The organism is Pseudomonas sp. NPDC089530, from assembly GCF_050280705.1.
Lineage (GTDB): Bacteria > Pseudomonadota > Gammaproteobacteria > Pseudomonadales > Pseudomonadaceae > Aquipseudomonas.
In genome coordinates this window covers 23,615-49,349 of record NZ_JBNNVU010000040.1, presented here as the reverse complement: position 1 = coordinate 49,349, position 25,735 = coordinate 23,615, and the positions used below count along the sequence as shown (strand labels likewise).

Here is a 25,735-nt window from a genome sequence, read left to right as displayed (position 1 = left end):
ATGATCACGTCGTGGCTGAAAGCCTGAACCATGGCCTGGTCTTCGTGGCCTTCCTGGTAGGTGTTGCCAACGGAGTCGGCGGTGAAGGCGCCGGCAGTGATCAGACCTTGTTTCTCGCCAGTGATGGAAATGTACGCTGGTGTTGCCATGGATGCTCTCCTTGCTGGAAAAAATAGAGATGCCCGGTGGGACGAATCGCCCGGTTGGGTGCGCTGAGAGATATCAAGGAGCGTGCCAGGAGTCGGCAGGGCCTTGTGAATCAAGGGGGGGCAGGGGGTTTTCGGTAGCGCTGAAGGTGTTTCTCGGGCGTAAACCGCAAAAAGTGCGCAACTTCTTGCGCAGTGCTGTGCAAGAAGTTGCGCACTCAGCTGTGTGGCGCGGTTTATAAAGGCCTTGCGGATCTGTTCACAGAGTTATCCACAGGCAGGTGCGCAAGAAGTTGCGCATAGTGGCCATGGGCCTTTTCAGGCGGAGGCCGAGGCGGGCTCCAGGGGCTGCGCTGTCGCCGGTTGCGGCTCGCGGTAGCTGGACGGGCTGAAGACCCGGGTCAGCACCAGCATCGCCAGCACGGTCACGATCAGCACCCACCAGGCGCCGAGGAAGTTGCCGGTGAGCTGGCGCAGCCAGCCGGTCAGCCACGGCGACACGGCGTTGATCAGAAACCCCAGCCCTTGCACGAAGGCCGCCAACTGCCCGGCCTCCCGTGGGTCGCGGCGATGGTCGAGAGTGAGGATCAGGCTCAGGGCGAAGCACGCGCCGAGGCCGAAGCCGATCAGCGCCACCCACAGCTGCGGGGCCTGCAGCGGCGCCAGCACCAGGCCGGTGAACCCCAGGGCCTGGGCGCACAGGCTGATGGCGAGCAGGGGCCGGCGGTCACTCTGGCGCTGCGCCAGGGCCGGCATCAGCAGCGCGGCGAGCACCTGGAAAATGGTCATGAAGGCCAACAACGAACCGCTCTGGGTGGCATTCCAGCCCAGTTGCAGGTAATAGGCCGGCAGCCAGGCGACCATGCTCATGTAACCGCAGTTGACCAGGCCGAAATACAGCGCCAGCAGCCAGGCCCGCCGATTGCGCCACAGGCTGATGGAAGGCGCGTTGAGACGCTGGCCCGGCCCGGCGAAAGGCAGCAGCCACCACAGCAGCAGGGCCGCCAGCGCTGGCAGCAGCCACACGCCGAGCCCGGCCTGCCAGTGGGCGAAGTGTGTAGCCACCCGTGGGCTGAGCAGCGCCGCCAGACCACCGCCGCCCATCAGCGATGCCGAGTAGATACCCATGGCCAGGGCCACCCGCTGCTGGAACTGGCGCTTGATCAGTGCCGGCACCAGGGCCTGGATCAAGGCCACGCCGGCGCCGCCCAGCAGCGCCGTGGCGAGCAGGGCGCTGGCCTGGTCGCAGAGCAAGCGCGCCAGGCAGGCGCAGAGGATCATCAACAGGCCCAGGGCCACGCCCCGGCGTTCTCCCAGCCGGGCTTCCAGGCGCACCCCGAGCAGGGCCACCAGGCCCATGCAGATCACCGGCAGGCTGGTGAGCCAGGCGCTGCTCTGGAAACTCAGGCCGGTGGCGGCGCGAATGTCCATCAGCAGCGGGCTGATGGAGCTGAGGATCGGCCGCAGATTGAGCCCCAGGGCGATCAGCAGGGCCCAGCCGCCAAGACGCCGCATACGGGACTCAGCGAGCGCCATGACGGGCCTGCCAGTCGCGGTAGATCGGGGTCATCGCCGCTTGCGGCAGGTGCTGCACGGGCAAGCGCTGGTCCGCCAGGGGCTGGGCCAACTGTTCGTAGATCGCCGCCGTGGACAGGCCGAAAGGCGCGGCGCTGGCGTTGTCCGCGGCGAACACCGCGCGCGACACCCCGCACAGGTACATGGCGCTCAGGCACATCGGGCAGGGCTGGCCGCTGGCGTAGATCACGCTGCCGTCCAGGCGCGGGCCCAGGTGCTGGCTGGCGACCCGGATGGCCAGCAGTTCGGCGTGGGCGGTGGGGTCCTGGGTCAGGTGGATCTGGTTGACCGTTTCGGCCAGCACCTGGCCGTCATGCACCAGCACCGCGCCAAACGGCCGGCCGCCGGCCGCGACGTTCTGCCGGGCCAGCTCGACGGCGCGTTGCAGGTACTCCTGATCGTCTTTCATGGGGGCTCCGTAGGGATGAATCAGGACGCGCCGGCGTCCCGCAGCAGTTTGGCGATGGCGGTCTGGCCGCGGTTTTGCGCCTGCTGCAACGGGCTCAGGCCCTCGTTGTCCGGCAGGTTCAGGTCGGCGCCGGCGGCGATCAGCTGGGCCACGATCTGCTGGTGCGCCGGGCCGCCATCGGCCAGCACTATGGCTTCCATCAGGCAGGTCCAGCCCAGGCGGTTGACATGATCGAGGTCGACGCCGGCCGCGATCAGCAGGCGCACGGTGTCCACATGCCCGCGTTCGCAGGCCGGGATCAGCGCGGTGCCGCCGTAGCGGTTGGTGCTTTTCAGGTCGGCGCCGTGGGCCAGGGTCAGTTGCAGGATCGCATTACGCCCGCTGGCGCCGGCCAGCAGGTAGGGGCTGTCGTGGATCAGGTTCTTCTGGTTGACGTCGGCGCCGGCCTCGATCAGCGCGCGGGCGATGTCCACCTGGTTGGCGGCGGTGGCCAGCAGCAACGGGCTGCTGCCGTCCAGGCCGCGCACATTGACGTCCACGCCCTGTTCGAGCAACGCCTGAACCTTGGGCAATTGCCCGTCGCGGACGGCGTCGAGCAGTTCGTTGTCGTTGGCCATCACCACTCCCGCCACCAATAGACCGATCGCCAGGGCGGCGCGTTTGCAAGACAGGTAACGCATGGCTGCAGGCTCCCTGTGCAGTAAATGAACGGCGAGTATGGTCAGGCCCTGGGGTATTCTGAAATTAAATATAACCATGCCAATCAGTGGCATTTGCAATGGTGACGCTCATGTTCGATCCCCTGCTGCTGCGCAGTTTTGTCGCCGTCGTCGATTGCGCCAGCTTCACCCGCGCCGCCGAGCGGGTACACCTCACCCAGTCCACCGTCAGCCAGCAGGTGCGTAGGCTGGAAGAGAGCCTGGACTGCAAGTTGCTCGACCGCGACCAGCGCCGGGTGGTGGCCACCGCCGAGGGCGAGCGCTTGCTGGGGTATGCCCGGCGCATCCTGGCCCTGAACGAAGAGGCCAGCGATGTGTTGCGCGATCAGCAGAGCGAAGGCGTGCTGCGCCTCGGGGTGCCGGAAGACTTCGCCGCCGAGCGGCTGATGCCGTTGTTGTCGCGCTTCGGCCTGGACCACCCTGGCGTGCGCCTGGAAGTCACCAGTGGTCTGGGCCCGGAGTTGACCCGGCTCTATCGGCGCGGCGAGTTCGACCTGCTGCTGGTCAAGCAGATGGGCGCCAGCGACGACTGCCTGGGGTCGTGGCCGGAGCCTTTGTGCTGGGTCGACAGCCGCGGCACGCCGGCCTTCGGCCGCGATCCGCTGCCGCTGGTGGCCTTTCCGGTGGGCGGTCTGTATCGCAACGAAATGCTGCACCACCTCGAAGTCGGCGGCTGGCGCTGGCGCATCGGTTATTCCAGCGCCAGCCTGGCCAGCGTCTGCTCGGCAGTGGCGGCGGGGCTGGGGATCAGCCTGCTGCCGGTGCGGGTCGTGACCGCCGGGCACCGCGTGCTGGATGCCACCAGCGGCTTGCCGGACATCCAGGGCGCGCGCTTGGCGCTCTACGGCCGCAACGGACTGAGCCGTGCCGGCAAGACCCTGGAAAGCCAGTTGCTGGAACTGTGCGAAAGCCAGGCGCTGAAGTTGTGAACGATTGGAGTCGGTTATAACCACTGTTAGTTGTAGCGATAACTTATGTTGCAACTAATGGAGGATATAGCAATTTCGTCGAATAATAAGCGTTGTTTGCCGTGGACAGACTTCAAGTTGCCGACCATTCTCCTGTCGTGAGTTTCCAGGAGGAACTCGCGTTCATTGGACGATACTTCAACGGCATAAGGAAACTGCATCATGTCGAGCATTAACGGAACTTACGTAAACTCCAACGCTGACGCCAAACTGATCGTGACCGACGGTAACGATTCCAATGGCTCTTTCAGCGGCGAGCTCACCCAGGCGGGTGTGAAGTACAGCGTCAATGGCCACTACCACTTCCAGAACAGCACCGGCCAGCCCACGATCATCAACGTTTCCGGTTACAACGACGGCTATGGCTACCAGGCCTGGGCGCTGTTTTCGCCCGACCACAACTACGCGCGTCTGCGAGCCTCGGGGGCGCGGACCAACTTCAGCGGCGATGTGGTCGGGTTGAGCGGTGAATTCCTCAAACAGTAATCCGCCTGGCGCAAGTTGAAGTAAGGGCAGCGGCTCGATCTTGTCGATCGAGCCGCTTTTTTATGGATTCACTTTTTGCTTTTAAGTTTATTGCTTTCTTTTTAGTTGTGTTGTTTTTGTTCTTGCCGTTTCCGCTTCGATGGACTAACCGGCTTTTCTCCAAGCTGTTTTCAATGCCTTTGGTGAATATTTTCAATGCCTGCAAGGCATGGCTTTCGAAGCGTTTCTCTGCAGCCCTTGATTGGCGGGGCTTTGCGCAAAAACGCGACTCTTCATATTCGTTTTGGATCTATTCATAACTTTAAAGATTACTTTCGGAGATAAGTGTCTGGCGCCGATCATTCAGCCCTCGGCACTGCTCCAGGGGGAGTTCGCAGGAGTGGGTCGGGTTATTCGCAAAAGACCGTAGGGAGTTGATCAATGGGCAATGTCCAGACCGTCGCCAGTGCGCATGAGGTGCTGTGGCGTCAGGCACCGAGCGGCGATCTGGTGGATCTCGGCCGGCCGCATCGCTTGCCGTTGGGCCAGTTGCGCCTGCAGAAGGCACCCAAGGCCGGGCTGCGGCGGCGCGAGGCAATCGCGCTCGGGGTGTTCGCCCTGCTGCTGCACGGCGCGGCGATCTACTGGATCAATCAGCAGCCGACCCCGGTGTTGCCGATCGTGCCGCCGGAAATTCCGCCGATGACCATCGAGTTTTCCCGGCCGGCGCCGCCGGTGGTCGAACCGCCACCGCCGCAGCCCGTGCAACCGGTGGTCGAGCCTCCGCCGCCGGTGGAGGACGAACTGGCGGTCAAGCCGCCACCGCCCAAGCCGGTGCCCAAGCCGAAGCCGAAACCGGTCGCCAAGCCCGAGCCCAAGCCGGCGCCGAAGCCGGTTCAGCAGCCCGCGCCGCCACAGCCGGCCGCACCTGTCGCCGCCCCTGCGCCGCCTGCGCCACCCGCACCGGCCCCGGTGACCCCGGCTTCGGCGAACGCCGCCTATTTGAAGAACCCGGCGCCGGAATACCCGTCGCTGGCCCAGCGTCGCGGTTGGGAGGGCACGGTGTTGCTGCGGGTGCAGGTGCTGGCCAGCGGCAAGCCCGGGGAGATCCAGATCCAGAAAAGCAGTGGGCGCCAGCAACTCGACGACGCGGCGCTGGCGGCGGTGAAGCGCTGGAGCTTCGTGCCGGCCAAGCAGGGCGATGTCGCCCTGGACGGCTGGGTCAGCGTGCCCATCGATTTCAAGATTCGTTGAGCCGCGCCAGGCAGCAGGCTCGCTCCTAACCAGGGTTATACAGAGGGACACATCATGAGTTTATTGGCATCTCCACTCCAATCCATCGAAAGCGCGGTGATCTGGCTGCTGGTGGTCTTTTCCGTGGCCACCTGGGGCCTGGCCCTGCTCAAGGGCGTGCAGTTCGCCCGCCTCAAGGCCCAGGATCGCAAGTTCCACAAACAGTTCTGGGCCGCGTCCAGCCTCGATTCGGCGGCCGAGTTCAGCGAAACCCAGCCCGGCGCGGCGGCTCGCGTGGCCCAGGCCGGCTATGCGGCGATCCAGGTCGGCGACGCCGCCCATGCGGCGGACCTGAGCCAGGCGATCAATCACCAGGACCGCCTGGAGCGCGCCCTGCGCCAGCAGATCGTGCGCGAACGGCGCTCCCTGGAAACCGGCCTGGCGGTGGTCGCCAGTATCGGCAGTACCTCGCCCTTCATCGGCCTGTTCGGCACCGTCTGGGGGATCATGGAAGCCCTCAAGGGCATCAGCGCGGCGGGCTCGGCGAGCCTGGAAACCGTGGCCGGGCCGATCGGCGCGGCGCTGGTGGCCACCGGCGTGGGGATCGCCGTCGCGGTGCCGGCGGTGCTGGTTTACAACTACTTCCTGCGGCGCCTGAAGCTGACCGCCGCCGACCTGGACGACTTCGCCCATGACTTCTACAGCCTGGCGCAGAAGAGCGCGTTCCGCGTGCTGGTTCATCCGGCGGTGCACAAGGCGGCCCCGGGCGGCGCACAGAAAGTGAAGGAGGCGTCCTGACATGGCCTTCTCGACCCAGGACAGCGACGAGGTACTGAGCGAGATCAACGTCACCCCGCTGGTGGACGTGATGCTGGTCCTGCTGGTGGTGTTCATCGTCACCGCGCCGCTGCTGACCAACGCGATCCCGATCAACCTGCCCAAGACCGAAGCCGTGGCGCCGGTGGAGCAGAAGGACCCGCTGGTGGTGAGCATCGACGGCGCCGGCAAACTCTTTATCAACAAGGACCCGATCCAGCCGGAGCTGCTGGAAACCAATCTGCAGGCGGCCAAGGCCAAGGACCCGCAGGTGCGCGTGCAGTTGCAGGCGGACGACGGCGTCAACTACGGCGAAGTGGCCCGCGCCATGGCCTCCATCGAGCGTGCCGGTATCACCAAGCTGTCGGTGATCACCGCCCGCTGAAACAGTGTTGTAAGCCACGACTTTTCAGGCCGTCTCCTTGGCAGGGTGCGGCCTTTTTTTTGCCTGCGATTCAGGCGCTGCGGTTTATCTGCCGGGGCGCCATCGCGCGCAAGCTGCGCTCCTACAGGTCCGTTGTCACCCACCTCAGCGTGCCATCCCCCGATCCTGTAGGAGCGAGGCTTGCCCGCGAAGGCAGGCGCCGCGATTCATCTGTCAGAGCGCTCGTACAGCAGGGGTACAGGTGATGTTTGATATTCTTTATGGGTCTTAATAAATAGCTTCTTATTCCTTAACGAATATAAATCTCGTCCCTATACTCGATCGGGAACAGACACGCAGGAGAGCTCCCCATGCGCAACGAATCAATTCGCTACCTGATTGTGCCGGGCTGGCAAGGATCGCCAGAAGATCATTGGCAAAGCCACTGGCAGAACAGCCTGCCGAACAGTGCGCGGGTGGAGCAGGCCGATTGGCTGACCCCTCGGCGCGAAGACTGGGTCGCGGCGCTGGCCGAGGCGATTGCCGCCGACAGCACCCCGGTGATCCTGATCGCCCATAGCCTGGGCTGCATCACCGTCGCCCACTGGGCGGCCCATGCGCCGGCCAGCGCCTTGCGCCAGGTGCGCGGCGCCCTGCTGGTGGCGCCGGCGGACGTCGAGCGTCCGGCCTGTGCCCCGGCGCTGCGCAATTTCGCGCCGATTCCCGACGACCTGCTGCCCTTCCCCAGCCAGGTGGTCAGCTCCGACAACGACAGCGCCATCAGCGCGCCGCGGGCCCTGGAACTGGCCCGCCACTGGGGCGCCGAGGCGGGGATCCTGTCCGGCGCCGGGCATATCAACGTCAAGTCCGGTCACCGGCGCTGGGAGCAGGGGTTCGCCTATCTCTACCGCCTGCAAACCCGCATGGAACAGCATTCCCTGCGCCGCGCCTGATTTTTTCTTTTTGTTCAACGCCCCCGCCTCCAGGCAGATTGGGGCGGGAGTCTGCCATGAGTCTGCATGAGTCTTTCGGTCAGCCGCTGCTGACCTTTCCCGATGCCGAGAAAAGCCCGTTGAGCATCCGCGCCAAGGCGCTGGTGTTCGTCGATCCCCGTTCGCGGCAGTTGCGCCATGAGCTGGAACAGCTGGCGCCGCGTTCGATCCCGGTGCTGATCCGTGGGGAAACCGGCAGCGGCAAGGAGCTGCTGGCCCGGCATATCCACCGTGCCAGCGATCGCGGCGGGTTGTTCGTGTCGGTCAACTGCGGGGCCATCAGCAAGGCCTACGCCGACGCCGAGCTGTTCGGCTATGCCGCCGGCACCTTCAGCGGTTCGGCCAGCAGCCGCGCCGGCTGGTTCGGCTCGGCCAATGGCGGCACCCTGTACCTGGACGAGATCGGCGACCTGCCGCTGCCGATCCAGATCAAGCTGCTCGCGGCCCTGGAAAACCACGAGGTGACCCGGGTCGGCGCCCATCAGCCGAGCCCGGTGGACGTGCGCCTGGTCGCGGCTACCAGCATCGACCTGGCCCAGGCGGTGGCGGCGGGCAAGTTCCATGAGCGGCTGTATCACTACCTGGGCGAGGGCCACCTGGAGCTGCCGGCGCTGCGCGAGCGGGTCGGCGACATCCTGTCGTTGGCCGAGTACTTCCTCGGCATCTACAGCCAGCGCCTGGACCTGCCGGTGCCGCTGATCAGCGAAGCCGCCCAGCAGGTGCTGGAGCAGCACAGCTGGCCGGGCAACACCCGCGAGCTGGAGAACGTCATTCACTTCGCGCTGCTGGTCAGCAGCGGCGAGGAAATCCTGCCGGAGCACCTGAACCTGCCGCCCCAACTGTCACGGCTGGAAGTGCTGGACCGGCAACTCAAAGGCCTGGCCGCCGACGGCTCTGCCTCCGAGCTGCAGGCGCTGAAGCACCTGCTCAAGCAGCACGGTCTGTTCTGACTGAGCGCGCCAGGCACGGGCTAGAGCGGCTGGCTCGTGTATGAACAAAATGGAATATCAACGTGAATAAAAGATATTTTTAAGGAATAAAAAATCCCGGTATTGTCCGCTCCACAGCATAGATAGCACTTCGCTGGCACTTCTATTCAAAGCCGTCGTCACTGACGACTCATAAGGACACTGCATGAAAAAGGTTCTGTTGTTCACCGCACTGGCGGCTGCCCTGACTGCCGGCCTGGCCCAGGCTGGCGAGAAACTGGTGGTGGCGGCCACGCCGGTGCCGCACGCCGAGATCCTCGAGCTGATCAAGCCGACCCTGGCCAAAGAAGGCGTGGACCTGGAAATCAAAGTCTTCACCGACTACGTGCAGCCCAACGTCCAGGTCGATCAGAAGCGTCTGGACGCCAACTACTTCCAGACCCTGCCGTACCTGAAGAGCTTCAACGAAGGCAAAGGCACTAACCTGGTGACCGTGATCGGCGTGCACGTCGAACCCTTCGGCGGCTACTCGAAGAAAGTCAAAAGCCTGGCCGAGCTGAAAGACGGCGCGACCATCGCTATTCCGAACGAAGGCAGCAACAGCGGCCGCGCCCTGATCCTGCTGCAGAAGGCCGGCCTGATCGAGCTCAAGGACCCGAAAAACGCTGTGTCGACGCCTAAGGACATCGCCAAGAACCCGCACAACTTCAAGTTCAAGGAACTGGAATCGGCCCTGCTGCCGCGGGTGCTGGATCAGGTCGACCTGGACATGATCAACACCAACTATGCCCTGGAAGCGGGCCTGAACCCGGCCAAGGATGCGCTGGTGATCGAAGGTTCCGATTCGCCGTATGTGAACTTCCTGGTGGCTCGTCCGGACAACAAGGACAGCGCCGCGATCCAGAAACTGGCCAAGGCCCTGACCAGTCCGGAAGTCAAAGAATTCATCGCGAAGAAATACAGCGGTGCGGTACTGCCGGCGTTCTGATGAACTACGCTTGAGTCGTACAAACCCCTTCAAGGTTTAAGCGCCGATGGCTGTTACAGCATCGGCGTTTTTTATTGCCCGCAGCTCAGACCTGTAGGAGCGAGGCTTGCCCGCGATGGCGTTCTTGCTGATACACCGCGGCGCCTGGATCGCGAGCAAGCTTCGCTCCTACAGGGGATGTGTCGTTCAGGAAAGCTGCATGGCCCGGCGCAACGCCTTCAGCCATTTGACGATGTCCTGCGGATCGAGAGGTTGCGGGGTGTCGAGGTCGGTCATTGTTCTTGTCGTCCTTAATGCGTATCTGGCCCGTTGCGGTCGGATACCGGCTGTCCGTTCCCTGGAGGCGGGACGCTGTAGTAGATCCCCAGCGGCGTCAGGAAAAGTAGTCGGCCCGGGCGCGCATGGCAAACCCGCAGGATAGTTTTTTGGGTGATATCAATATGCTTTAACGGTATTTAAATTATTGTTTTTATATCTATAAAGTCGACGCCTGCCGGATGGTTACCCACCACCCAATGGACTGCACCACCGCCGCTGTACCCCAGCGGCGTCCAGGATTGCCATGACCCTCGACTACGCCTTTATCCTCACCACGCTGCCGGCCTTCCTCAAGGCCGTGGGCGTGACCTTGCAGGTCGGCCTGATCGCCATCGCCACCTCCCTGCTGGTGGCCTTGATCAACGCCACCCTCCTGGTGCTGCGCACCCCCTACCTGCGACGCCTGATCGGGCTGTACGTGGAGCTGGCGCGCAACACCCCGCTGCTGATCCAGCTGTTCTTCGTCTACTTCGCCCTGCCGGCGCTGGGGCTGCAGGTTTCCGGCTTTGCCGCGGCGATCATCACCATGACCTTTCTCGGCGGCGCCTACCTCACCGAGGTGCTGCGCGCCGGCATCGAAGCGGTGCCGGCGGCGCAACTGGAGTCGGGCCGTTCCATCGGCCTGTCGCACTGGCAACTGCTGCGCCATGTGATCCTGCCGCAGGCCGGGATCCTCAGCCTGCCGTCGCTGTTCGCCAATTTCATCTTCCTGCTCAAGGAAACCACCGTGGTCTCGGCGGTGGCGGTGCCGGAGATCCTCTACACCACCAAGAGCTACATCGCCCTCTACTACAAGACCTACGAAATGCTCGCCGTGCTGACGCTGATCTGCGTGCTGCTGTTCTTGCCGCTGTCGCTGTTGCTCAGCCATCTGGAAAGGAGGCTGCAACATGGCCAGTTCGGGTCTTGAGCTGCTCTGGGTGTCGTTGCCGCAACTGGGCAAGGGCGCCGCGCAGACCCTGTCGATCTCCCTGCTGAGCATTGGCTTCAGCACCGTCGGCGGCGTGTTCTATGGCGTGCTGCGGACCCTCGACCGCCACTGGCTGAACGTCGTGCTGCGCATCTACCTGGAGCTGTTCCGGGCGATCCCGGTGCTGGTCTGGCTGTACCTGCTGTTCTTCGGTTTCCCGATCTTCTTCGGCCTCAGCATCCCGAGCTTCACCTGTGCGGTGCTGGTGCTGTCGTTGTGGGGCGCCAGCGAAGTCGGCGAGGTGGTGCGCGGCGCCCTGCATTCGCTGCCCCGGGGCCAGCGCGAGGCGGGGCTGTCGATCGGCCTGTCCGCCGTGCAGCTCTACGGCCATGTGCTGCTGCCCCAGGCGCTGAAGCGCATGACGCCGCCGACCATCAACGTCTACACCCGGATCGTCAAGACCAGCTCGCTGGCGGTGCTGATCGGCGTGGTGGATGTGATCAAGGTCGGCCAGCAGATCATCGAGCGCACCTACGAGTCGGTGCTGATCTACGGTGTCCTGTTCCTGTTTTTCTTCTTTATCTGCTACCCGCTGTCGGCCGCCTCGCGCGTGCTGGAGCGGCGCTGGACGCAAGCATGAGCGCACTGATCGAGTTCCAGGGTTTCAACAAGTTTTTCGGCGAGCAGCAGGTGCTCAAGGACGTCGACCTCCAGGTCGCCCAGGGCGAGGTGGTGGTGATTCTCGGCCCCAGCGGCTGCGGCAAGTCCACCTTGCTGCGCTGCCTCAACGGCCTGGAACAGGCCCACGGCGGCCACCTGAGATTCGCCGGCCGCGAGCTGCTGGACAAGGCCACCGACTGGCGCCAGGTGCGCCAGCGGATCGGCATGGTGTTCCAGAACTACCACCTGTTCCCGCACATGAGCGTGCTCGACAACATCCTGCTCGGCCCGCTCAAGGTGCAGAAGCGCGAGCGCCGCGAAGCCCGCGCCCAGGCCGAGGCCCTGCTCGAGCGCGTGGGCCTTCTGGACAAGCGCGACGCCTTCCCGCGCCAGCTCTCCGGCGGCCAGCAGCAACGCATCGCCATCGTCCGTTCGTTGTGCATGAACCCCCAGGTGATGCTGTTCGACGAGGTCACCGCGGCGCTGGACCCGGAAATGGTCAAGGAAGTGCTGCAAGTGATCCAGGGCCTGGCCCGGGACGGCATGACCCTGCTGATCGTCACCCACGAAATGGCCTTCGCCCGCGCGGTGGCCGACCGCATCGTGTTCATGGATGCCGGACGCATCCTCGAACAGAACACTCCCGAGACCTTCTTTACGAACCCGCGGACCGCACGAGCGCAGCAGTTCCTGGAGAAATTCTCCTTCGTTGAAGCACTGCCCAAAAAGATCCCTGCAAAGGAACTGGAGCTCTTATGAAAACTGCCAAGTCTTCGCTACTGCTACTCCCGCTGTTCGGCCTCGCGCTGCTGGCCGGCTGCGACAAGAGCGCCGAGGCGCCCAAGCCTGCCGCCACCAGCGCCAGCGCTGCGCCGGCGGCCGGCTACCTGGACAAGATCAAGGCCCGCGACAAGCTGATCGTCGGCGTGTTCACCGACAAGCCGCCGTTCGGTTTCGTCGATGAAACCGGCCGTTATGTGGGCTTCGATACCGATATCGGGCGGCAATTCGCCAAGGACCTGCTGGGCGACGAGAACAAGGTGGAGTTCGTCGCGGTGGAGCCGGCCAGCCGCATTCCGTTCCTGCAAAGCGACAAGGTCGACCTGATCCTGGCCAACATGACCGTCACCCCCGAGCGCAAGGAAGCGGTGGAGTTCACCAACCCCAACCTCAAGGTCGCGGTGCAGGCCTTGGTGCCCAACGGCAGCCAGGTGAAGAGCCTGGATGACTTGGCGACCCGCACCACCATCGTCACCACCGGCACCACCGCCGATATCTGGCTGACCAAGAACCACCCGGACTGGAAGCTGCTGAAGTTCGAGAAAAACACCGAGTCCCTGCAGGCCCTGGCCAGCGGTCGTGGCGACGCCTATGCCCAGGACAACCTGATCCTGTTCAGCTGGTCCAAGCAGAACCCGGGCTACCGCGTGCTGCCGCAGACCCTGGGCGAACAAGCGCCGATCGCGCCGGCGGTGAAGAAGGGCAATGTCGAACTGCGGGACTGGGTCAACGCCGAACTGGCCAAGCTGGGCGAAGACAAGTACCTGCTCAAGCTCTACGACCAGTACGTGCGCAAGGAACTGAGCGACGACACCAAGCCGGAGAGCGTGATCGTCGAAGGCGGCAAGTGGCAGGGCTGACAGCCTGCGCCTGACCCTGTAGCCGCTGTCGAGCCCCGGCGAGGCTGCGATCGGGTGGGCGGCATTCCGACGCAGCCCCGTAGACCTGGCGGCGCGGTGTAACTGACTCTGCGCGGTGCCTGGTTTGGCGTCCGCTGCGCGGACGATCGCAGCCTCGCCGGGGCTCGGCAGCGGCTACAGGGATTGCCTACACACCGAGGGCAAGCCGTGACGGGTCAATCCGGCCAATGCCACGCCGGTTCGTCGAGCATGCCCTGGCCGACGATTTCGGTCTGGCCGAAATTCTTTTCCAGCACGATGGAGTTGCACTCCGGGTCCTGTTGCAGGGCGGCGATCAGGCGGCTGGCATGGGACACCACCCACACCTGGCACTGTTGCGACGCCCGAATGATCAGCCGCGCCAGCGCCGGTAGCAGGTCCGGGTGCAGGCTGGTTTCCGGTTCGTTGAGCACCATCAGCGTCGGTGGCCGTGGCGTCAGCAGGGCGGCGACCAGCAGCAGGTAACGCAAGGTGCCGTCCGACAACTCCGCCGCCGACAGCGGGCGCAGCAGGCCTTCCTGATGGAACTCGATGGCGAAGCGTCCGCCCTGCAGCGGGGCGATGTTCAGTCGCGCACCGGGGAAGGCATCGCTGACCGCCCTGTGCAGGGCCTCGGGGTCGCCGATTTCACGGATGGTCTGCAGGGCCGCCGCCAGGTCGCGGCCGTCGTGGTGCAGCACCGGGGTGCGGGTGCCCAGCTGCGGTTGCCGCGCCGGCGCCTCGGCGTCGCTGCGAAAATGATCGTAGAAGCGCCAGCCGCGGATGTTCTCGCGCAGTAACAACACCTCCGGCGACGAGCGCAGGTTGCCCACCTGGTCGAACAGGCTGTCGAAGGTCGGCGTGTGCTGGGCCAGGACGTCCCAGCTGCGGCCCTCGCGGGTGCGGATCATCGGCCCGGCACGATTGACCAGCAGGCTGGCCGGGCGATACAGCGGCCCGGCCCAGATGCATTCGCGCTTGATTTCCGGGTCCAGGGAAAAGTAGGACACATGCTCGGGCAGCGGCATGGGCAGGCCCAGGGCGATGGCATAGCTGAAGTCTTCGCCGGAAAAGCCCAGGCGCAGGCGCTTGCTGGTCTGGCGCACGCCGGGTTCGATGGGCACCTCGCCGTTGCGCATGCGGCGGCTGATCTGCTCCGGGCCGGCCCAGAAGGTCGAGTCCAGGCCACCTTCACGGGCCAGGGCATTGATGACGCCGCCCTGGGCGGTTTCCGCCAGCAGCCGCAGCGCGCGGTACAGGTTGGACTTGCCGCTGCCGTTGGGTCCGGTGATCAGGTTCAGCCGGTCCAGCGGAATCACCAGTTTGTTGATCGAGCGGTAATTGGCCACTGCCAGGGTCTTGAGCATCCCGGGGCTCCTTGTGCATGGAGGCGCAGTGTGCCTGATTTTCCCCCGGGCCATCGCTCCGAACTGACGGCCCAGCAGGAGCGGGCTGGCTAGCGATCAGGTTTGCGGAACCCGTATCACGCATTTGTCTCGCCGCCCCGTGCAGCGTTGAAAGGCTGTTCTAAGCTCTCAGTCGTATCGTCGTCCGTACGGCCGCATCACGCAAAGGAGCCTGCATGGCTGGTCTCGACTTGAAGTGGATAGTGGGTTTGACGCTGGTCGCGCTGCTCGGTGGGTGCGGGGCGGAAAAACCGACGGAAAAGGACCGGCCGCGGGTGCGCGTGCAGGAAGTGAAGCCCCGGGATTTCGCCGCGCAGGTGACCCTCACCGGGGACGTCCAGGCGCGGGTCCAGACCGAGCTGTCGTTCCGCGTCGGCGGCAAGATCATCCAGCGCCTGGTGGAGGTCGGCGACCGGGTCACGGCCCGGCAGGTGCTGGCCCGGCTCGACCCGAAGGACCTGCAGACCAATGTCGATTCCGCCGCCGCCTCGGTGTTCGCCGAGCAGGCCCGGGTCAAGCAGGCCAGCGCGGCCTTCGTCCGCCAGCAGAAACTGCTGCCCAAAGGCTATACCAGCCAGAGCGAATACGATTCCGCCCAGGCGGCGCTGCACAGCAGCCAGAGCGCCCTGAGCGCCGCCCAGGCCCAGCTGGCCAACGCCCGCGAGCAGTTGAGCTACACCGCGCTGGTCGCCGATGCGCCAGGGGTGATCACCGCGCGCCAGGCCGAGGTCGGCCAGGTGGTGCAGGCCACGATGCCGATCTTCAGCCTGGCCCGCGACGGCGAGCGCGATGCCGTGTTCAACGTCTACGAGTCGCTGCTGGTGGCGCCGCCGAAGGATGGCGTGATCAACGTCAGCCTGGTGGATAACCCGTATATCAAGACCACCGGCCGAGTGCGGGAAGTCACCCCGGTGGTGTCGGCCCAGAGCGGCACGGTGCAGGTCAAGGTGGCCCTCGACGGCCTGCCGGCGGGCATGGACCTGGGCTCGGCGGTCAGCGCCAGTGCCAATGCGGCCGGCCATAACAGCGTCGAACTGCCCTGGGCGGCGCTGACCAAGGACCTCAGCGAGCCGGCCGTGTGGCTGGTGGGCGCCGACGGCAAGACCGTGCTGCACCCGGTCACCGTGGGGCGTTACCAGACCGGCAAGGTGATCGTCAGCGAAGGCCTCGAGGGCGGTGAAAAAGTAGTGGTCGCCGGCGGCCAGCTGCTGCATCCGGGGGTGCTCGTCGAGATCGATACCACGCCCGCCGCCCAAGGAGCTACGCCATGAAGCGCCTGCCCCTGTTGCTATGCGCCGGCCTGACCCTGGGCGCCTGCTCCAAGCACGAGCCGCCGTCGGAGCCGGTGCGCCCGGTGCTGTCGTTCGAGGTGCGGGCCGAGTCCGAGGAAAGCCTCGGGCGGTTCGCCGGGAGCATCCAGGCCCGCTATGAAACCAACCTCGGCTTCCGCGTGCCGGGGCGCATCGCCAACCGCAACGTCGACGTCGGCGCCGAAGTGGGCAAGGGCGCCTTGCTCGCCACCCTCGATCCCACCGACCAGCAGAACCAGTTGCGTTCCGCCCAGGGCGACCTGGCGCGGGTCCAGGCGCAGTGGATCAATGCCCAGGCCGATGCGCAGCGCCAGCAACAACTGTTCGACCGCGGTGTCGGTGCCCAGGCGCAGCTGGATATCGCCCAGACCAACCTGAAAACCACCAGCGCCTCCCTGGAACAGGCCCGGGCGGCTGTGCGCCAGGCCCGCGACCAGCTCGCCTACAGCGAACTGCACACCGACCATGGCGGCGTGGTCACTGCCTGGAGCGCCGAGGCCGGCCAGGTGGTCAGCGCCGGCCAGCAGGTGGTGACCCTGGCCCGTCCGGATATCAAGGAAGCGGTAATCGACCTGCCGGCGGGGCTGGTGGACCAGTTGCCGGCCGACGTGGTGTTCAAGGTCGCCTTGCAGCTGGACCCGAGCGTCAACACCACCGCCGTGGTGCGCGAGATCGAACCCCAGGCGCAGAGCGCCACCCGCACCCGGCGCTCGCGCCTGACCCTGGCTGAAACCCCGCCCGCCTTCCGCCTCGGCACGGCCATCAGCGTGACCCTCAGCTCGGCCATAGTCCCGCGTACCGAAGTGCCGCTGTCGGCCTTGCAGGAAGTCGACGGCCAGGCCCGGGTCTGGGTCGTCGACACCCAGGCGCAGACCGTGGCCCCGCGTGAGGTCACGGTGCTCAGCCGCAATCAGGACTCGGCGCTGATCAGCAGCGGCATCAAGATCGGCGAGCGTGTGGTGAGCGCCGGCGTGAACAGCCTCAAGCCGGGGCAGAAAGTCAAAATCGACGAGGACAGTGCACGATGACGCCTGCCGAAAGAGGGAATTTCAACCTGTCCGAGTGGGCCATCAGGCATCAGTCGTTCATCTGGTACCTGATGTTCGTCGCGCTGTTGATGGGCGTGTTTTCCTACCTGAACCTGGGGCGCGAGGAAGACCCGTCCTTCACCATCAAGACCATGGTCATCCAGACCCGCTGGCCCGGCGCGACCCAGGAAGAAACCCTGAAGCAGATCACTGACCGCATCGAGAAGAAACTCGAAGAGCTGGACTCCCTCGACTACGTGAAAAGCTACACCCGCCCCGGCGAGTCGACGGTGTACGTCAACCTGCGCGACACCACCAGCGCCAAGGACATCCCCGAGATCTGGTACCAGGTGCGCAAGAAGATCAGCGACATTCGCGGCCAGTTTCCCCAGGGCATCCAGGGGCCCTCGTTCAATGACGAGTTCGGCGACGTCTACGGCTCGGTCTATGCCTTCACCGCCGACGGCCTGAACATGCGCCAGCTGCGCGACTACGTGGAGCAGGTGCGCGCCGAGATCCGCGAAGTGCCGAACCTGGGCAAGGTGGAAATGATCGGCGAGCAGGACGAAGCCATCTACCTGAACTTCTCCACCCGCAAGCTGGCGGCCCTGGACATCGACCAGCGCCAGGTGGTCCAGAGCCTGCAATCGCAGAACGCGGTGACCCCGGCGGGGGTGATCGAGGCCGGTCCGGAACGGATTTCCGTGCGCACCTCGGGGCAGTTCGCCTCCGAGAAAGACCTGGCCACGGTCAACCTGCGGCTCAACGACCGTTTCTATCGCCTGGCGGATATTGCCGACATCAGCCGTGGCTACGTCGATCCCTCGTCGCCGCAGTTCCGCTTCAACGGCCAGCCGGCCATCGGCCTGGGGATCGGCATGAAGAAGGGCGGCAACATCCAGGACTTCGGCAAGGCCCTGCACGCCAAGATGGACCAGCTCACCGCCGACCTGCCGGTGGGGGTCGGCGTGCACAACGTGTCGGACCAGGCCGACGTGGTGGAAGAGGCCGTCGGCGGATTTATCAGCGCGCTGTTCGAGGCGGTGGTGATCGTGCTGGTGGTGAGTTTCGTCAGCCTGGGTGTGCGCGCCGGGCTGGTGGTGGCGTGTTCGATTCCGCTGGTGCTGGCCATGGTCTTCGTGTTCATGGAGTACAGCGGCATCACCATGCAGCGGATTTCCCTCGGGGCGCTGATCATCGCCCTGGGCCTGCTGGTGGACGACGCGATGATCACCGTGGAGATGATGGTCACGCGCCTGGAGATGGGCGAGACCAAGGAGCAGGCGGCGACGTTCGCCTATACCTCGACCGCCTTCCCGATGCTCACCGGGACCCTGGTGACGGTCGCCGGTTTCGTGCCCATCGGCCTCAACGCCAGCTCCGCCGGCGAGTACACCTTCACCCTGTTCGCGGTGATCGCCGTGGCCATGCTGGTGTCGTGGATAGTCGCCGTGCTGTTCGCCCCGGTGATCGGCCTGCATATCCTCAGCACCGACGTGAAACCGCATTCCGAGGAGACGGGACGCATCGGCCGGGCCTTCAACGGCGGCCTGCTGTGGGCCATGCGCAACCGCTGGTGGGCCATCGGCATCACCCTCCTGGTGTTCGCGCTGGCGGTGTTCAGCATGCGCTTCGTGCAGAACCAGTTTTTCCCGTCTTCGGATCGCCCGGAGATCCTGGTCGACCTCAACCTGCCGCAGAACGCCTCGATCGACGAGACCCGCCGGGCGGTGGACCGCCTGGAAGCGACCCTCAAGGACGATCCGGACATCGTGCGCTGGAGCAGCTATATCGGCGAGGGCGCGATCCGCTTCTACCTGCCCCTGGACCAGCAGTTGCAGAACCCCTACTACGCGCAACTGGTGATCGTCAGCAAGGGCCTGGAGTCGCGGGAAGTGTTGATCAAGCGCCTGGAAAAACGCCTGCGCGACGACTTCGTCGGCATCGGCAGCAACGTGCAGGCCCTGGAAATGGGCCCGCCGGTGGGGCGGCCGATCCAGTACCGGATCAGCGGCAAGGACATCGACCAGGTGCGCAAGCACGCCATCGCCCTGGCCACCGTGCTGGACGAGAACTCGCACATCGGCGAGATCATTTACGACTGGAACGAGCCGGGCAAGGTCCTGCGCATCGATATCGCCCAGGACAAGGCGCGCCAGCTGGGGTTGTCCTCGGAGGACGTGGCGCAGCTGATGAACAGCATCGCCAGCGGCTACACCCTGACCCAGGTGCATGACGATATCTACCTGATCAACGTGGTCGGCCGCGCCGAGGACAGCGAGCGGGGCTCCCCGGAAACCCTGCAGAACCTGCAGATCATCAGCGCCAGCGGCACGGCGATTCCGCTGCTGGCCTTCGCCACCGTGCGTTACGAGCTGGAGCAGCCGCTGGTGTGGCGGCGTGACCGCAAGCCGACCATCACCATCAAGGCCTCGGTGCGCGACGCAATCCAGCCCACCGACCTGGTCCGGTTGCTCAAGCCTGATATCGACAAGTTTGCCGCCGGCCTTCCGGTTGGCTATTCGGTGGCCACCGGCGGTACGGTGGAGGAGAGCGGCAAGGCCCAGGGGCCGATCGCCAAGGTGGTGCCGCTGATGCTGTTCCTCATGGCGACCTTCCTGATGATCCAGCTGCACAGCGTGCAGAAGCTGTTCCTGGTGGCCAGCGTGGCGCCGCTGGGACTGATCGGGGTGGTCCTGGCCCTGGTGCCGACGGGCACGCCCATGGGCTTTGTGGCGATCCTCGGGATTCTCGCGCTGATCGGCATCATCATCCGCAACTCGGTGATCCTGGTGACCCAGATCGACGAGTTCGAGCGCAGCGGCCTGTCGCCCTGGGACGCGGTGGTGCAGGCCACCGAGCACCGGCGCCGGCCGATCCTGCTGACCGCCGCCGCGGCCAGCCTGGGCATGATCCCCATCGCTCGGGAAGTATTCTGGGGCCCGATGGCCTACGCCATGATCGGCGGCATTGTCGTCGCCACCCTGCTGACGCTGTTGTTCCTGCCGGCACTGTACGTGGCCTGGTACAAGATCAAGGAACCGAGGAAAGACCGGGCCTGACAGGCACCGCTAGGACATTCCCACAGGGATGTGGGAATGTTTCTGGAAACAATTCCAAGACCTTTCTGCGGATCAACTGTTTTAATCTCCGGGCCTGACTTCAACTGCCAAGGCCTGTGCCATGCTCCGCACCCTGCTGATCTGCACCCTTTTGTGGTCGCCCATGACCCTTGCCGGAACCGTGCTTGAAAACGCTCTCTGGCGCGTTGAACTCGACCCGGCCAACCTGGCGATAAAGATCGCACCCGCCGATAAAGATTGGGTGCAGGCCTCCAGTGGCGTCGCGGCTCATAAGGTCGACCAGCTCTCTCAAACCGCCAGCCAGGCCAGCTGGCAATGGGACGATGGCGCCTATCGTCTGAGCGCCACCCTCGATCAACGGGATCTCGCCCTGACCATCACCGCCCGTGAGGCCGGCGAGCTGTCCTTTGTTCGGCAACCTGCCAGCGCCATGGGCAAAGGCCTGATCTGGCCCCTCGCCGAGGGGCGCTACGTGCCGGCTGGCAACCTCGTGTGGCAGGACTTCCTGCGGGAGCAGGGCGACGTCAACACCACCCAGGACCTGAGCCTGCCGCTGTGGGGCGTCGATCACGGCGGGTTCAGCCTCAACTGGCTGATGACCAATCCCTACAACAATCGTCTGCACTGGCAGGCCGACAGCCAGGGGCTGGCGTTGCTCGCCACCCATGAGTTCACCAGCCTGGACCCCACGGCGCCGATGACCTTGCTGTTGCACCTGGGCACAAGCGATCCGCTGGCTGGTGCCAAGCGTTATCGCCAGTGGCTGGTGGATCAGGGCCGCTATGAACCACTGGCGGACAAGTTGCGCCAAACCCCGGAGGCCGAAAAACTGCTGGGCGCCAGCCATATTTACCTCTGGGGCAACGATTTGCTGGCTCCCGCCGACGTGCGTGACTGGCCGAAGCTGCTCGAGTTGCTGCGCAGCGGCAAAGGCCTGGCTGCGGAGCTGAACGGCCTGCTGGACAAAGAGGCGGCGCAGCTTCGGCAGGTCAGCCAACCGTATCAACAGGCTGTTCTGCTGCGGGGCCTGAACGCCGCGATCAACAAGAAAGTGCGGCAAAACTGGCAAGCCACCGATGAGCCGGATATGCCCCTGCTCGCTGAAGGTTATGGCGTGTTGCGCCGTGAGCTGGCGGTGGCCTTTTCCGGTGTACTGACCGCGACGCCCGAAAGGTGGGGCAACACATTGTCTGTCACCAACGCGCTGCAAGGCGCCGGTCTCAAGCGCCTGTTGCTGGCCCTGGGAGAGGGTTGGGAAGGTGGGTTATGGCATCCCGAGGCGGTGAAGGCCGGGGTTGACGCCGGTTACTTGATGGCGCCGTATGACTCTTATGAAACAGCGTTGTCCACCACGGAAAACCCGGACTGGACCACCGCGCACCTGGGCGGCAATGCCTACCGCGAGTGCGCGATTGTCTTGAAGGGTGGCCAGCTCAAGACCGGCTTCCAGCAGTCCGGCCATTACACCGACCCACGCTGCGTACGACCACTGCTGGAGGCGCGAATCAAGGCTGTGCAGGCCAAGTCGGGTTTCAATGCCTGGTTCCTCGATGCCTATGCCACCAGCATGCTGTTCGACAGCTACCGCGACGGCGCCAGCATGACCCAGGCGCAGAACGCCGGAGGCAATATCGACGCTGCCCGCTGGATCAATACCGCCCTCAAGCTGCCGGCGGGTTCCGAGGACGGTAACGCGGTCACTGCCCAAGGCATCCTGTTCGCCCACGGCATGCAGACGCCGGTGCTGGGCTGGGGTGATCGGGAGATGACCAGGGACAAACAATCGCCCTACTACGTGGGCGCCTGGTACCCACCGGAACAACCGGCGGTGTTCTTCAAATCCGTGCCCTTGAAAGAGCCGTTTCGCACTCTCTACTTTGATCCGGCGATGCGTCTGCCGCTGTACCAGGCGGTGTTCCACGGCTCGGTCATCACCACCCATCACTGGTTGTTCGACAGTCTGAAACTGAGCAACGTACGGGGTGAGAACGAGCTGGCGCAACTGCTCTACAACGTGCCGCCGCTGTATCACGTGAGCGCCGCTACCTTGAAACAGCGCTTGCCGATGATCGCGCGTCAGGACGGGTTTTTCCGCCCGCTACACCAGCGACTGGCGACCCAGGCGATGACTGATTTTCGTTGGCTGACGGCGGACCGGCAGGTGCAGCAGACTACCTTTGCCGATGGGACGCGGTTGGTGGCGAATTTTCCTGAACGCAGTATTACGGCTTTCGTACCCGGCGAGCAGGCTGTGGTGTATCGGCTGGATTAGCGCGTTACGCCTTACGCCACACGCTGGCCAGCCAGGGTTGTTGTTCGCGGGGCAATCCGGCCGGGCGGTAGTAATGCTCCAGCTCGACGAAACCTGCTGCCGTCAGCAGCTGCTGCCACGCCGTCAGGTCGTGATAGGCGCCGTAACGCGCGCCGTTCCAGCCTTCCTGGTTGTCGCCGCGGGGGTTGGAGCTGAACAGAACGCCGCCGGGTTTCAGCGCCGCGTGCAACTGGCGCAGCACCCGCGGCAGCTCCTGCCCGGGAATATGGAACAGCACGGCGTTGGCGAAGATGCCGTCGAAGCGCTCGGCCGGCAGCTCGAGCTTGAGAAAGTCCTGCTGCCAGACCTCGCAACCGCTGTCGTCCCGGGCCATCTGGGCGAAACGCTCGGAGCCGTCGAGGCCGATGGCGAGATGGCCGAGGCGGGTGAAGGCCTGCAGGTCGCGGCCGGGGCCGCAGCCGAAATCCAGCAGGGTGAAGGGCGCGCAGCCCTGGATATGCCGCAACAGCGCGTCGATGTTCTGGCTGACATCGTGGTCGCGGGTGCCTTCGCGGAAGTCTTCGGCGACCTGGTTGTAGTGACCCAGGGTGGTGGCGGTGATCTGGTCGAGGTCGGTGGGGGCGAGTTTCATGGTGGGCTGCGCAGGTGAGGGGCGTGGGGCGAATATACTCCATGCCCGTCACACTGGCCCGCTGTAGCCGCTGCCGCAGGCTGCGAACGGTCTGGGCGGCATTCCGACGAAGCGGACGCCTCTTGAGATCGCGGGAAGGTCCTTCGGACCTTATCGCAGCCTCGCCAAGGCTCGGCAGCGGCTACAGGATGTTCGTCAGTACCAGGCGGTGCTGCTCAGCGTTTGTTGAGCACCCGCGCCAGGCGGTCGCCGCCGAGCTGGATGGCCACCACCAGGAGCACCAGCAGGGCGATCACCGTGAGCATGATCTGGCTGTCGAAACGCTGGTAGCCGTAGCGATAGGCGATGTCCCCCAAACCTCCGGCGCCGATGGCCCCGGCCATGGCCGAGGAGTTGATCATGGTCACCAGGGTGATGGTGAACCCGCCGACTATCCCCGGCAGCGCCTCCGGCAGCAGCACGTGCCAGACGATGTGCCAGCGCCGGCAGCCCATGGCCTGGGCGGCTTCGATCAGGCCGTGGTCGACCTCGCGCAGGCTGACTTCGGCGATCCGGGCGAAGAACGGTGTGGCAGCGATGGTCAGCGGCACCACCGCCGCCCAGACGCCGTAGGTGGTGCCGACGATCAGCCGGGTGAAGGGGATCAGCGCCACCATCAGGATCAGGAACGGAATCGAGCGGAACAGGTTGACGAAGGCCCCCAGCACCGCGTTCAACCGGGGCGCCTCGTAGATCCCGCCCTTGCCGCTGGTGACCAGGATCACCGCCAGCGGAATGCCCGCGAGCAAGGCGATCAGCGACGACACGCCGACCATCAGCAAGGTATCGATAACGCCCTGGAGCAAGCGATCAAACCACATAACCGAGCACCTCCACCTGTTGGGTCCACTGTTTCTGCAAAAAGTGCTGCGCCCGCAGGCGTTGTTCCTCGGCACCCAGGGACGAGCCGCTCACCGCCAGCAGCAATTGCCCCAGGGCATGGCCCTGGATCCGTTCCACGCCGCCGTGCAGCAGGCGCACGCGCCCGCCCAGGGTGCCGAACAACGCCGCCAGGTCCGGCTCGTCATGGGTTTTGCCGGTGAAGCGCACCCGCAATACCAGCGCCGCGTCCGAGGACTGCGGCTGGGCCTGCAGACGGCTTTGCAGCTCCTGCGGCACGTCGTGCTGCAGGGGCGCCAGCAGGGTCTTGCTGACCTCGTGCCGCGGGTTGCCGAACACTTCCCAGACCGGCCCCTGCTCGACGATATGCCCGTGCTCCAGCACCACCACCCGGTCGCAGATATCGCGGATCACCGCCATCTCGTGGGTGATCAGGACGATGGTCAGGCCCAGGCGTCGGTTGATCTCCTTGAGCAGGCCGAGGATCGACTGGGTGGTCTCCGGGTCGAGGGCCGAGGTGGCCTCGTCGCACAGCAGGATCGCCGGGTCGTGCACCAGCGCGCGGGCGATGCCCACCCGCTGTTTCTGCCCGCCCGACAGCTGCGCCGGGTAGGCCTTGTGCTTGTCCTTCAGGCCCACCAGTTCCAGCAGCTCACGCACCTTGCACTCGCGCTGCTCCTTGGGCACCCCGGCCACCTTCAGCGGCAGCTCGACGTTCTGCCATACGGTCTTGGCCGACATCAGGTTGAAGTGCTGGAAGATCATGCCGATGCGCCGGCGCAGCTCCACCAGGCGCTCTTCGTCGAAGTCGCCGATGTCCACCTGGTCGATCAGCACCCGGCCGCCCGAGGGCTGCTCCAGGCGGTTGATGGTGCGGATCAGCGACGACTTGCCGGCGCCGCTGCGGCCGATGATGCCGAACACTTCGCCGCGCTGGATCGCCAGGTCGATGCCGTGCAGGGCCTGCACCGGCCCTTGCTGGCCCTGGTAGGTCTTGGTCAGGCCGATGAAGCGCACATGGGCCCGGTTCAGTTCCGGATGCAGCTCGGTGTGTTGCGCGTCCTGCGGCTGCTCGGGCGGCTGTTTATGCAGATAGGCGACGCTCATCTCAACCTTCCCAGCCGGCTTGGTAGAGCTTGCCATGGGCTTTGTCCAGGGCGGCGCGCACGGCCGGCGAATGCTGGTAGATGTCGACGAACTTGATCAGCCGCGGGTCGGTCTTGCTCTTGGGCTGGATCACGAACTGGATCACGTATTCCTTGTGGTCCAGGCCGTCGAACAGCAGCGCCGAGCCGGCGTCGAAGGTCTTGGCCAGGCGGATATAGGCCGGGTAGCCCTGTACCAGGTCGGCATCGTCGTAGGCGCGCACCAGTTGCACGGCTTCCACTTGGAGGATCTTCAGCTTTTTCGGGTTGGCGACGATGTCTTCTTCGGTGGCCTTGTAACCCACGCCCGGCTTGAGCGTGATCAGCCCGGCCTTGGCCAGCAGCTGCAAGCCGCGGCCGCTGTTGATCGGGTCGTTGGCGATGGCCACGCTGGCACCGATGGGCAGCTCGTCGAAGCTTTTGTACTGCTTCGAGTACAGGCCGACGTTGTTGATGATCCCCGGGGCGAACGGCACCAGGTCGAAACCGGCGGCGGCCTTGGCGTTTTCCAGGAACGGGATGTGCTGGAAGTAGTTCACGTCGATATCGCCGGCGGCCAGGCTGACGTTCGGCGCGATCCAGTCGGTGAACTCCACCAGCTCGACTTTCAGCCCCTGTTTGTCGGCCTCCGCGACGGCGGCCTCCAGGGGGATGGCGAAGGCGGCGGTGGTGCCGACCTTCAGCGGTGCGTCGGCGGCGAAGGCCGCGCCGCTGAACAGCCCGAGGGCGAGGGCCAGTGCTTTGACTGGGTGGCTGAGAAGCTTGGTTTTCATGGTTTTGGGTTCCAGTCAGTGCAGTGAGTTTTGGGGTGTTCGTTGCGGCCTTATCGCG

Annotated in this window: 25 protein-coding genes; 16 read left to right on the top strand and 9 right to left on the bottom strand. The window is 65.0% G+C overall.

Annotation, left to right across the window (positions count from 1 at the left end; translation table 11 throughout):
• The 4 genes from tssD to ACQKQA_RS16765 form a co-directional block, all read right to left on the bottom strand.
• A partial coding sequence (gene tssD / locus ACQKQA_RS16780; RefSeq protein ID WP_427559664.1) for a type VI secretion system tube protein TssD occupies positions 1 to 149 on the bottom strand: 149 nt, incomplete at its 3' end.
• Between the two features lie 315 nt (positions 150 to 464).
• Entirely contained in the window at positions 465 to 1,682 is a 1,218-nt protein-coding gene (locus ACQKQA_RS16775) for a CynX/NimT family MFS transporter (protein WP_427559652.1), read from the bottom strand.
• Positions 1,669 to 2,130 (bottom strand): nucleoside deaminase, encoded by a 462-nt coding sequence (locus ACQKQA_RS16770; RefSeq protein WP_427559649.1) that lies wholly within the window; start codon positions 2,128 to 2,130, stop codon positions 1,669 to 1,671. The genes ACQKQA_RS16775 and ACQKQA_RS16770 overlap by 14 nt, the downstream gene beginning before the upstream one ends.
• 20 nt (positions 2,131 to 2,150) lie before the next feature.
• Positions 2,151 to 2,810 (bottom strand): ankyrin repeat domain-containing protein, encoded by a 660-nt coding sequence (locus tag ACQKQA_RS16765; protein ID WP_427559646.1) that lies wholly within the window; start codon positions 2,808 to 2,810, stop codon positions 2,151 to 2,153.
• A gap of 110 nt (positions 2,811 to 2,920) precedes the next feature.
• Between ACQKQA_RS16765 and ACQKQA_RS16760 the strand changes: the two genes are divergently transcribed.
• The 12 genes from ACQKQA_RS16760 to ACQKQA_RS16705 all read left to right on the top strand — a co-directional run bounded on the left by ACQKQA_RS16760 (position 2,921) and on the right by ACQKQA_RS16705 (position 13,132).
• Positions 2,921 to 3,778 carry a LysR family transcriptional regulator gene (locus tag ACQKQA_RS16760; protein ID WP_427559643.1) on the top strand — a complete coding sequence of 286 codons (858 nt, stop codon included), beginning with the start codon at positions 2,921 to 2,923 and terminating at the stop codon, positions 3,776 to 3,778.
• Between the two features lie 201 nt (positions 3,779 to 3,979).
• Positions 3,980 to 4,303 carry a hypothetical protein gene (locus tag ACQKQA_RS16755; RefSeq protein WP_427559640.1) on the top strand — a complete coding sequence of 108 codons (324 nt, stop codon included), beginning with the start codon at positions 3,980 to 3,982 and terminating at the stop codon, positions 4,301 to 4,303.
• Between the two features lie 420 nt (positions 4,304 to 4,723).
• Positions 4,724 to 5,536, top strand: a complete 813-nt coding sequence (locus ACQKQA_RS16750; RefSeq protein ID WP_427559637.1) for an energy transducer TonB — start codon at positions 4,724 to 4,726, stop codon at positions 5,534 to 5,536.
• 54 nt (positions 5,537 to 5,590) lie between these two features.
• The gene (locus ACQKQA_RS16745) at positions 5,591 to 6,313 is read left to right on the top strand and encodes a MotA/TolQ/ExbB proton channel family protein (RefSeq protein WP_427559634.1); all 723 of its coding nucleotides are present in this window, start codon (positions 5,591 to 5,593) and stop codon (positions 6,311 to 6,313) included.
• A 1-nt stretch (position 6,314) separates the two neighbouring features.
• Positions 6,315 to 6,716, top strand: coding sequence for an ExbD/TolR family protein (locus ACQKQA_RS16740; protein WP_427559631.1), 402 nt, complete (start codon positions 6,315 to 6,317; stop codon positions 6,714 to 6,716).
• Positions 6,717 to 7,066: 350 nt separating this feature from the next.
• Positions 7,067 to 7,648: an alpha/beta hydrolase gene (locus tag ACQKQA_RS16735; RefSeq protein ID WP_427559628.1), complete on the top strand. Its 582-nt coding sequence runs from the start codon at positions 7,067 to 7,069 to the stop codon at positions 7,646 to 7,648.
• A 56-nt stretch (positions 7,649 to 7,704) separates the two neighbouring features.
• Positions 7,705 to 8,637: a sigma 54-interacting transcriptional regulator gene (locus ACQKQA_RS16730; protein WP_427559625.1), complete on the top strand. Its 933-nt coding sequence runs from the start codon at positions 7,705 to 7,707 to the stop codon at positions 8,635 to 8,637.
• Between the two features lie 184 nt (positions 8,638 to 8,821).
• The gene (locus ACQKQA_RS16725) at positions 8,822 to 9,604 is read left to right on the top strand and encodes a MetQ/NlpA family ABC transporter substrate-binding protein (RefSeq protein WP_427559622.1); all 783 of its coding nucleotides are present in this window, start codon (positions 8,822 to 8,824) and stop codon (positions 9,602 to 9,604) included.
• 562 nt (positions 9,605 to 10,166) lie between these two features.
• Entirely contained in the window at positions 10,167 to 10,832 is a 666-nt protein-coding gene (locus tag ACQKQA_RS16720) for an amino acid ABC transporter permease (protein WP_427559619.1), read from the top strand.
• Entirely contained in the window at positions 10,813 to 11,472 is a 660-nt protein-coding gene (locus ACQKQA_RS16715; protein ID WP_427559616.1) for an amino acid ABC transporter permease, read from the top strand. The genes ACQKQA_RS16720 and ACQKQA_RS16715 overlap by 20 nt, the downstream gene beginning before the upstream one ends.
• Positions 11,469 to 12,251, top strand: coding sequence for an amino acid ABC transporter ATP-binding protein (locus ACQKQA_RS16710; protein ID WP_427559613.1), 783 nt, complete (start codon positions 11,469 to 11,471; stop codon positions 12,249 to 12,251). Before ACQKQA_RS16715 ends, ACQKQA_RS16710 begins: the two co-directional genes overlap by 4 nt.
• On the top strand, positions 12,248 to 13,132 hold the full coding sequence (locus ACQKQA_RS16705; RefSeq protein ID WP_427559610.1) for a transporter substrate-binding domain-containing protein: 885 nt from the start codon (positions 12,248 to 12,250) through the stop codon (positions 13,130 to 13,132). Before ACQKQA_RS16710 ends, ACQKQA_RS16705 begins: the two co-directional genes overlap by 4 nt.
• Positions 13,133 to 13,347: 215 nt before the next feature.
• On the opposite strand, the gene ACQKQA_RS16700 is transcribed toward ACQKQA_RS16705, so the two are convergent.
• A complete protein-coding gene (locus ACQKQA_RS16700; protein WP_427559607.1) occupies positions 13,348 to 14,517 on the bottom strand; it encodes an AAA family ATPase in 1,170 nt (389 codons plus the stop codon).
• A 215-nt stretch (positions 14,518 to 14,732) separates the two neighbouring features.
• On the opposite strand from ACQKQA_RS16700, the gene ACQKQA_RS16695 reads away from it, so the two are divergent.
• The 4 genes from ACQKQA_RS16695 (at position 14,733) to ACQKQA_RS16680 (ending at position 22,249) form a co-directional block, all read left to right on the top strand.
• Positions 14,733 to 15,827, top strand: coding sequence for an efflux RND transporter periplasmic adaptor subunit (locus tag ACQKQA_RS16695; RefSeq protein ID WP_427559604.1), 1,095 nt, complete (start codon positions 14,733 to 14,735; stop codon positions 15,825 to 15,827).
• The gene (locus ACQKQA_RS16690; RefSeq protein ID WP_427559601.1) at positions 15,824 to 16,894 is read left to right on the top strand and encodes an efflux RND transporter periplasmic adaptor subunit; all 1,071 of its coding nucleotides are present in this window, start codon (positions 15,824 to 15,826) and stop codon (positions 16,892 to 16,894) included. The genes ACQKQA_RS16695 and ACQKQA_RS16690 overlap by 4 nt, the downstream gene beginning before the upstream one ends.
• A complete protein-coding gene (locus ACQKQA_RS16685; RefSeq protein ID WP_427559598.1) occupies positions 16,891 to 19,956 on the top strand; it encodes an efflux RND transporter permease subunit in 3,066 nt (1,021 codons plus the stop codon). Before ACQKQA_RS16690 ends, ACQKQA_RS16685 begins: the two co-directional genes overlap by 4 nt.
• Positions 19,957 to 20,077: 121 nt before the next feature.
• Complete coding sequence (locus tag ACQKQA_RS16680; protein WP_427559595.1) at positions 20,078 to 22,249, top strand: glycoside hydrolase; 2,172 nt, start codon at positions 20,078 to 20,080, stop codon at positions 22,247 to 22,249.
• Between the two features lie 4 nt (positions 22,250 to 22,253).
• Here ACQKQA_RS16680 and ACQKQA_RS16675 read toward each other — a convergent pair whose 3' ends face one another.
• The 4 genes from ACQKQA_RS16675 to ACQKQA_RS16660 form a co-directional block, all read right to left on the bottom strand.
• Positions 22,254 to 22,880, bottom strand: coding sequence for a class I SAM-dependent methyltransferase (locus ACQKQA_RS16675; protein ID WP_427559593.1), 627 nt, complete (start codon positions 22,878 to 22,880; stop codon positions 22,254 to 22,256).
• A 215-nt stretch (positions 22,881 to 23,095) separates the two neighbouring features.
• Complete coding sequence (locus ACQKQA_RS16670; RefSeq protein ID WP_427559590.1) at positions 23,096 to 23,740, bottom strand: methionine ABC transporter permease; 645 nt, start codon at positions 23,738 to 23,740, stop codon at positions 23,096 to 23,098.
• Positions 23,730 to 24,866 carry a methionine ABC transporter ATP-binding protein gene (locus tag ACQKQA_RS16665; protein WP_427559587.1) on the bottom strand — a complete coding sequence of 379 codons (1,137 nt, stop codon included), beginning with the start codon at positions 24,864 to 24,866 and terminating at the stop codon, positions 23,730 to 23,732. The genes ACQKQA_RS16670 and ACQKQA_RS16665 overlap by 11 nt, the downstream gene beginning before the upstream one ends.
• A 1-nt stretch (position 24,867) precedes the next feature.
• Positions 24,868 to 25,677 (bottom strand): MetQ/NlpA family ABC transporter substrate-binding protein, encoded by an 810-nt coding sequence (locus ACQKQA_RS16660; protein WP_427559584.1) that lies wholly within the window; start codon positions 25,675 to 25,677, stop codon positions 24,868 to 24,870.
• Positions 25,678 to 25,735: the final 58 nt, after the last annotated feature.

Coding starts and splice junctions, on each gene's coding strand:
- ACQKQA_RS16775 (WP_427559652.1), bottom strand. CDS start 1,682: ATGGCGCTCGCTGAGTCCCGTATGCGGCGTCTTGGCGGCTGGGCCCTG.
- ACQKQA_RS16770 (WP_427559649.1), bottom strand. CDS start 2,130: ATGAAAGACGATCAGGAGTACCTGCAACGCGCCGTCGAGCTGGCCCGG.
- ACQKQA_RS16765 (WP_427559646.1), bottom strand. CDS start 2,810: ATGCGTTACCTGTCTTGCAAACGCGCCGCCCTGGCGATCGGTCTATTG.
- ACQKQA_RS16760 (WP_427559643.1), top strand. CDS start 2,921: ATGTTCGATCCCCTGCTGCTGCGCAGTTTTGTCGCCGTCGTCGATTGC.
- ACQKQA_RS16755 (WP_427559640.1), top strand. CDS start 3,980: ATGTCGAGCATTAACGGAACTTACGTAAACTCCAACGCTGACGCCAAA.
- ACQKQA_RS16750 (WP_427559637.1), top strand. CDS start 4,724: ATGGGCAATGTCCAGACCGTCGCCAGTGCGCATGAGGTGCTGTGGCGT.
- ACQKQA_RS16745 (WP_427559634.1), top strand. CDS start 5,591: ATGAGTTTATTGGCATCTCCACTCCAATCCATCGAAAGCGCGGTGATC.
- ACQKQA_RS16740 (WP_427559631.1), top strand. CDS start 6,315: ATGGCCTTCTCGACCCAGGACAGCGACGAGGTACTGAGCGAGATCAAC.
- ACQKQA_RS16735 (WP_427559628.1), top strand. CDS start 7,067: ATGCGCAACGAATCAATTCGCTACCTGATTGTGCCGGGCTGGCAAGGA.
- ACQKQA_RS16730 (WP_427559625.1), top strand. CDS start 7,705: ATGAGTCTGCATGAGTCTTTCGGTCAGCCGCTGCTGACCTTTCCCGAT.
- ACQKQA_RS16725 (WP_427559622.1), top strand. CDS start 8,822: ATGAAAAAGGTTCTGTTGTTCACCGCACTGGCGGCTGCCCTGACTGCC.
- ACQKQA_RS16720 (WP_427559619.1), top strand. CDS start 10,167: ATGACCCTCGACTACGCCTTTATCCTCACCACGCTGCCGGCCTTCCTC.
- ACQKQA_RS16715 (WP_427559616.1), top strand. CDS start 10,813: ATGGCCAGTTCGGGTCTTGAGCTGCTCTGGGTGTCGTTGCCGCAACTG.
- ACQKQA_RS16710 (WP_427559613.1), top strand. CDS start 11,469: ATGAGCGCACTGATCGAGTTCCAGGGTTTCAACAAGTTTTTCGGCGAG.
- ACQKQA_RS16705 (WP_427559610.1), top strand. CDS start 12,248: ATGAAAACTGCCAAGTCTTCGCTACTGCTACTCCCGCTGTTCGGCCTC.
- ACQKQA_RS16700 (WP_427559607.1), bottom strand. CDS start 14,517: ATGCTCAAGACCCTGGCAGTGGCCAATTACCGCTCGATCAACAAACTG.
- ACQKQA_RS16695 (WP_427559604.1), top strand. CDS start 14,733: ATGGCTGGTCTCGACTTGAAGTGGATAGTGGGTTTGACGCTGGTCGCG.
- ACQKQA_RS16690 (WP_427559601.1), top strand. CDS start 15,824: ATGAAGCGCCTGCCCCTGTTGCTATGCGCCGGCCTGACCCTGGGCGCC.
- ACQKQA_RS16685 (WP_427559598.1), top strand. CDS start 16,891: ATGACGCCTGCCGAAAGAGGGAATTTCAACCTGTCCGAGTGGGCCATC.
- ACQKQA_RS16680 (WP_427559595.1), top strand. CDS start 20,078: ATGCTCCGCACCCTGCTGATCTGCACCCTTTTGTGGTCGCCCATGACC.
- ACQKQA_RS16675 (WP_427559593.1), bottom strand. CDS start 22,880: ATGAAACTCGCCCCCACCGACCTCGACCAGATCACCGCCACCACCCTG.
- ACQKQA_RS16670 (WP_427559590.1), bottom strand. CDS start 23,740: ATGTGGTTTGATCGCTTGCTCCAGGGCGTTATCGATACCTTGCTGATG.
- ACQKQA_RS16665 (WP_427559587.1), bottom strand. CDS start 24,866: ATGAGCGTCGCCTATCTGCATAAACAGCCGCCCGAGCAGCCGCAGGAC.
- ACQKQA_RS16660 (WP_427559584.1), bottom strand. CDS start 25,677: ATGAAAACCAAGCTTCTCAGCCACCCAGTCAAAGCACTGGCCCTCGCC.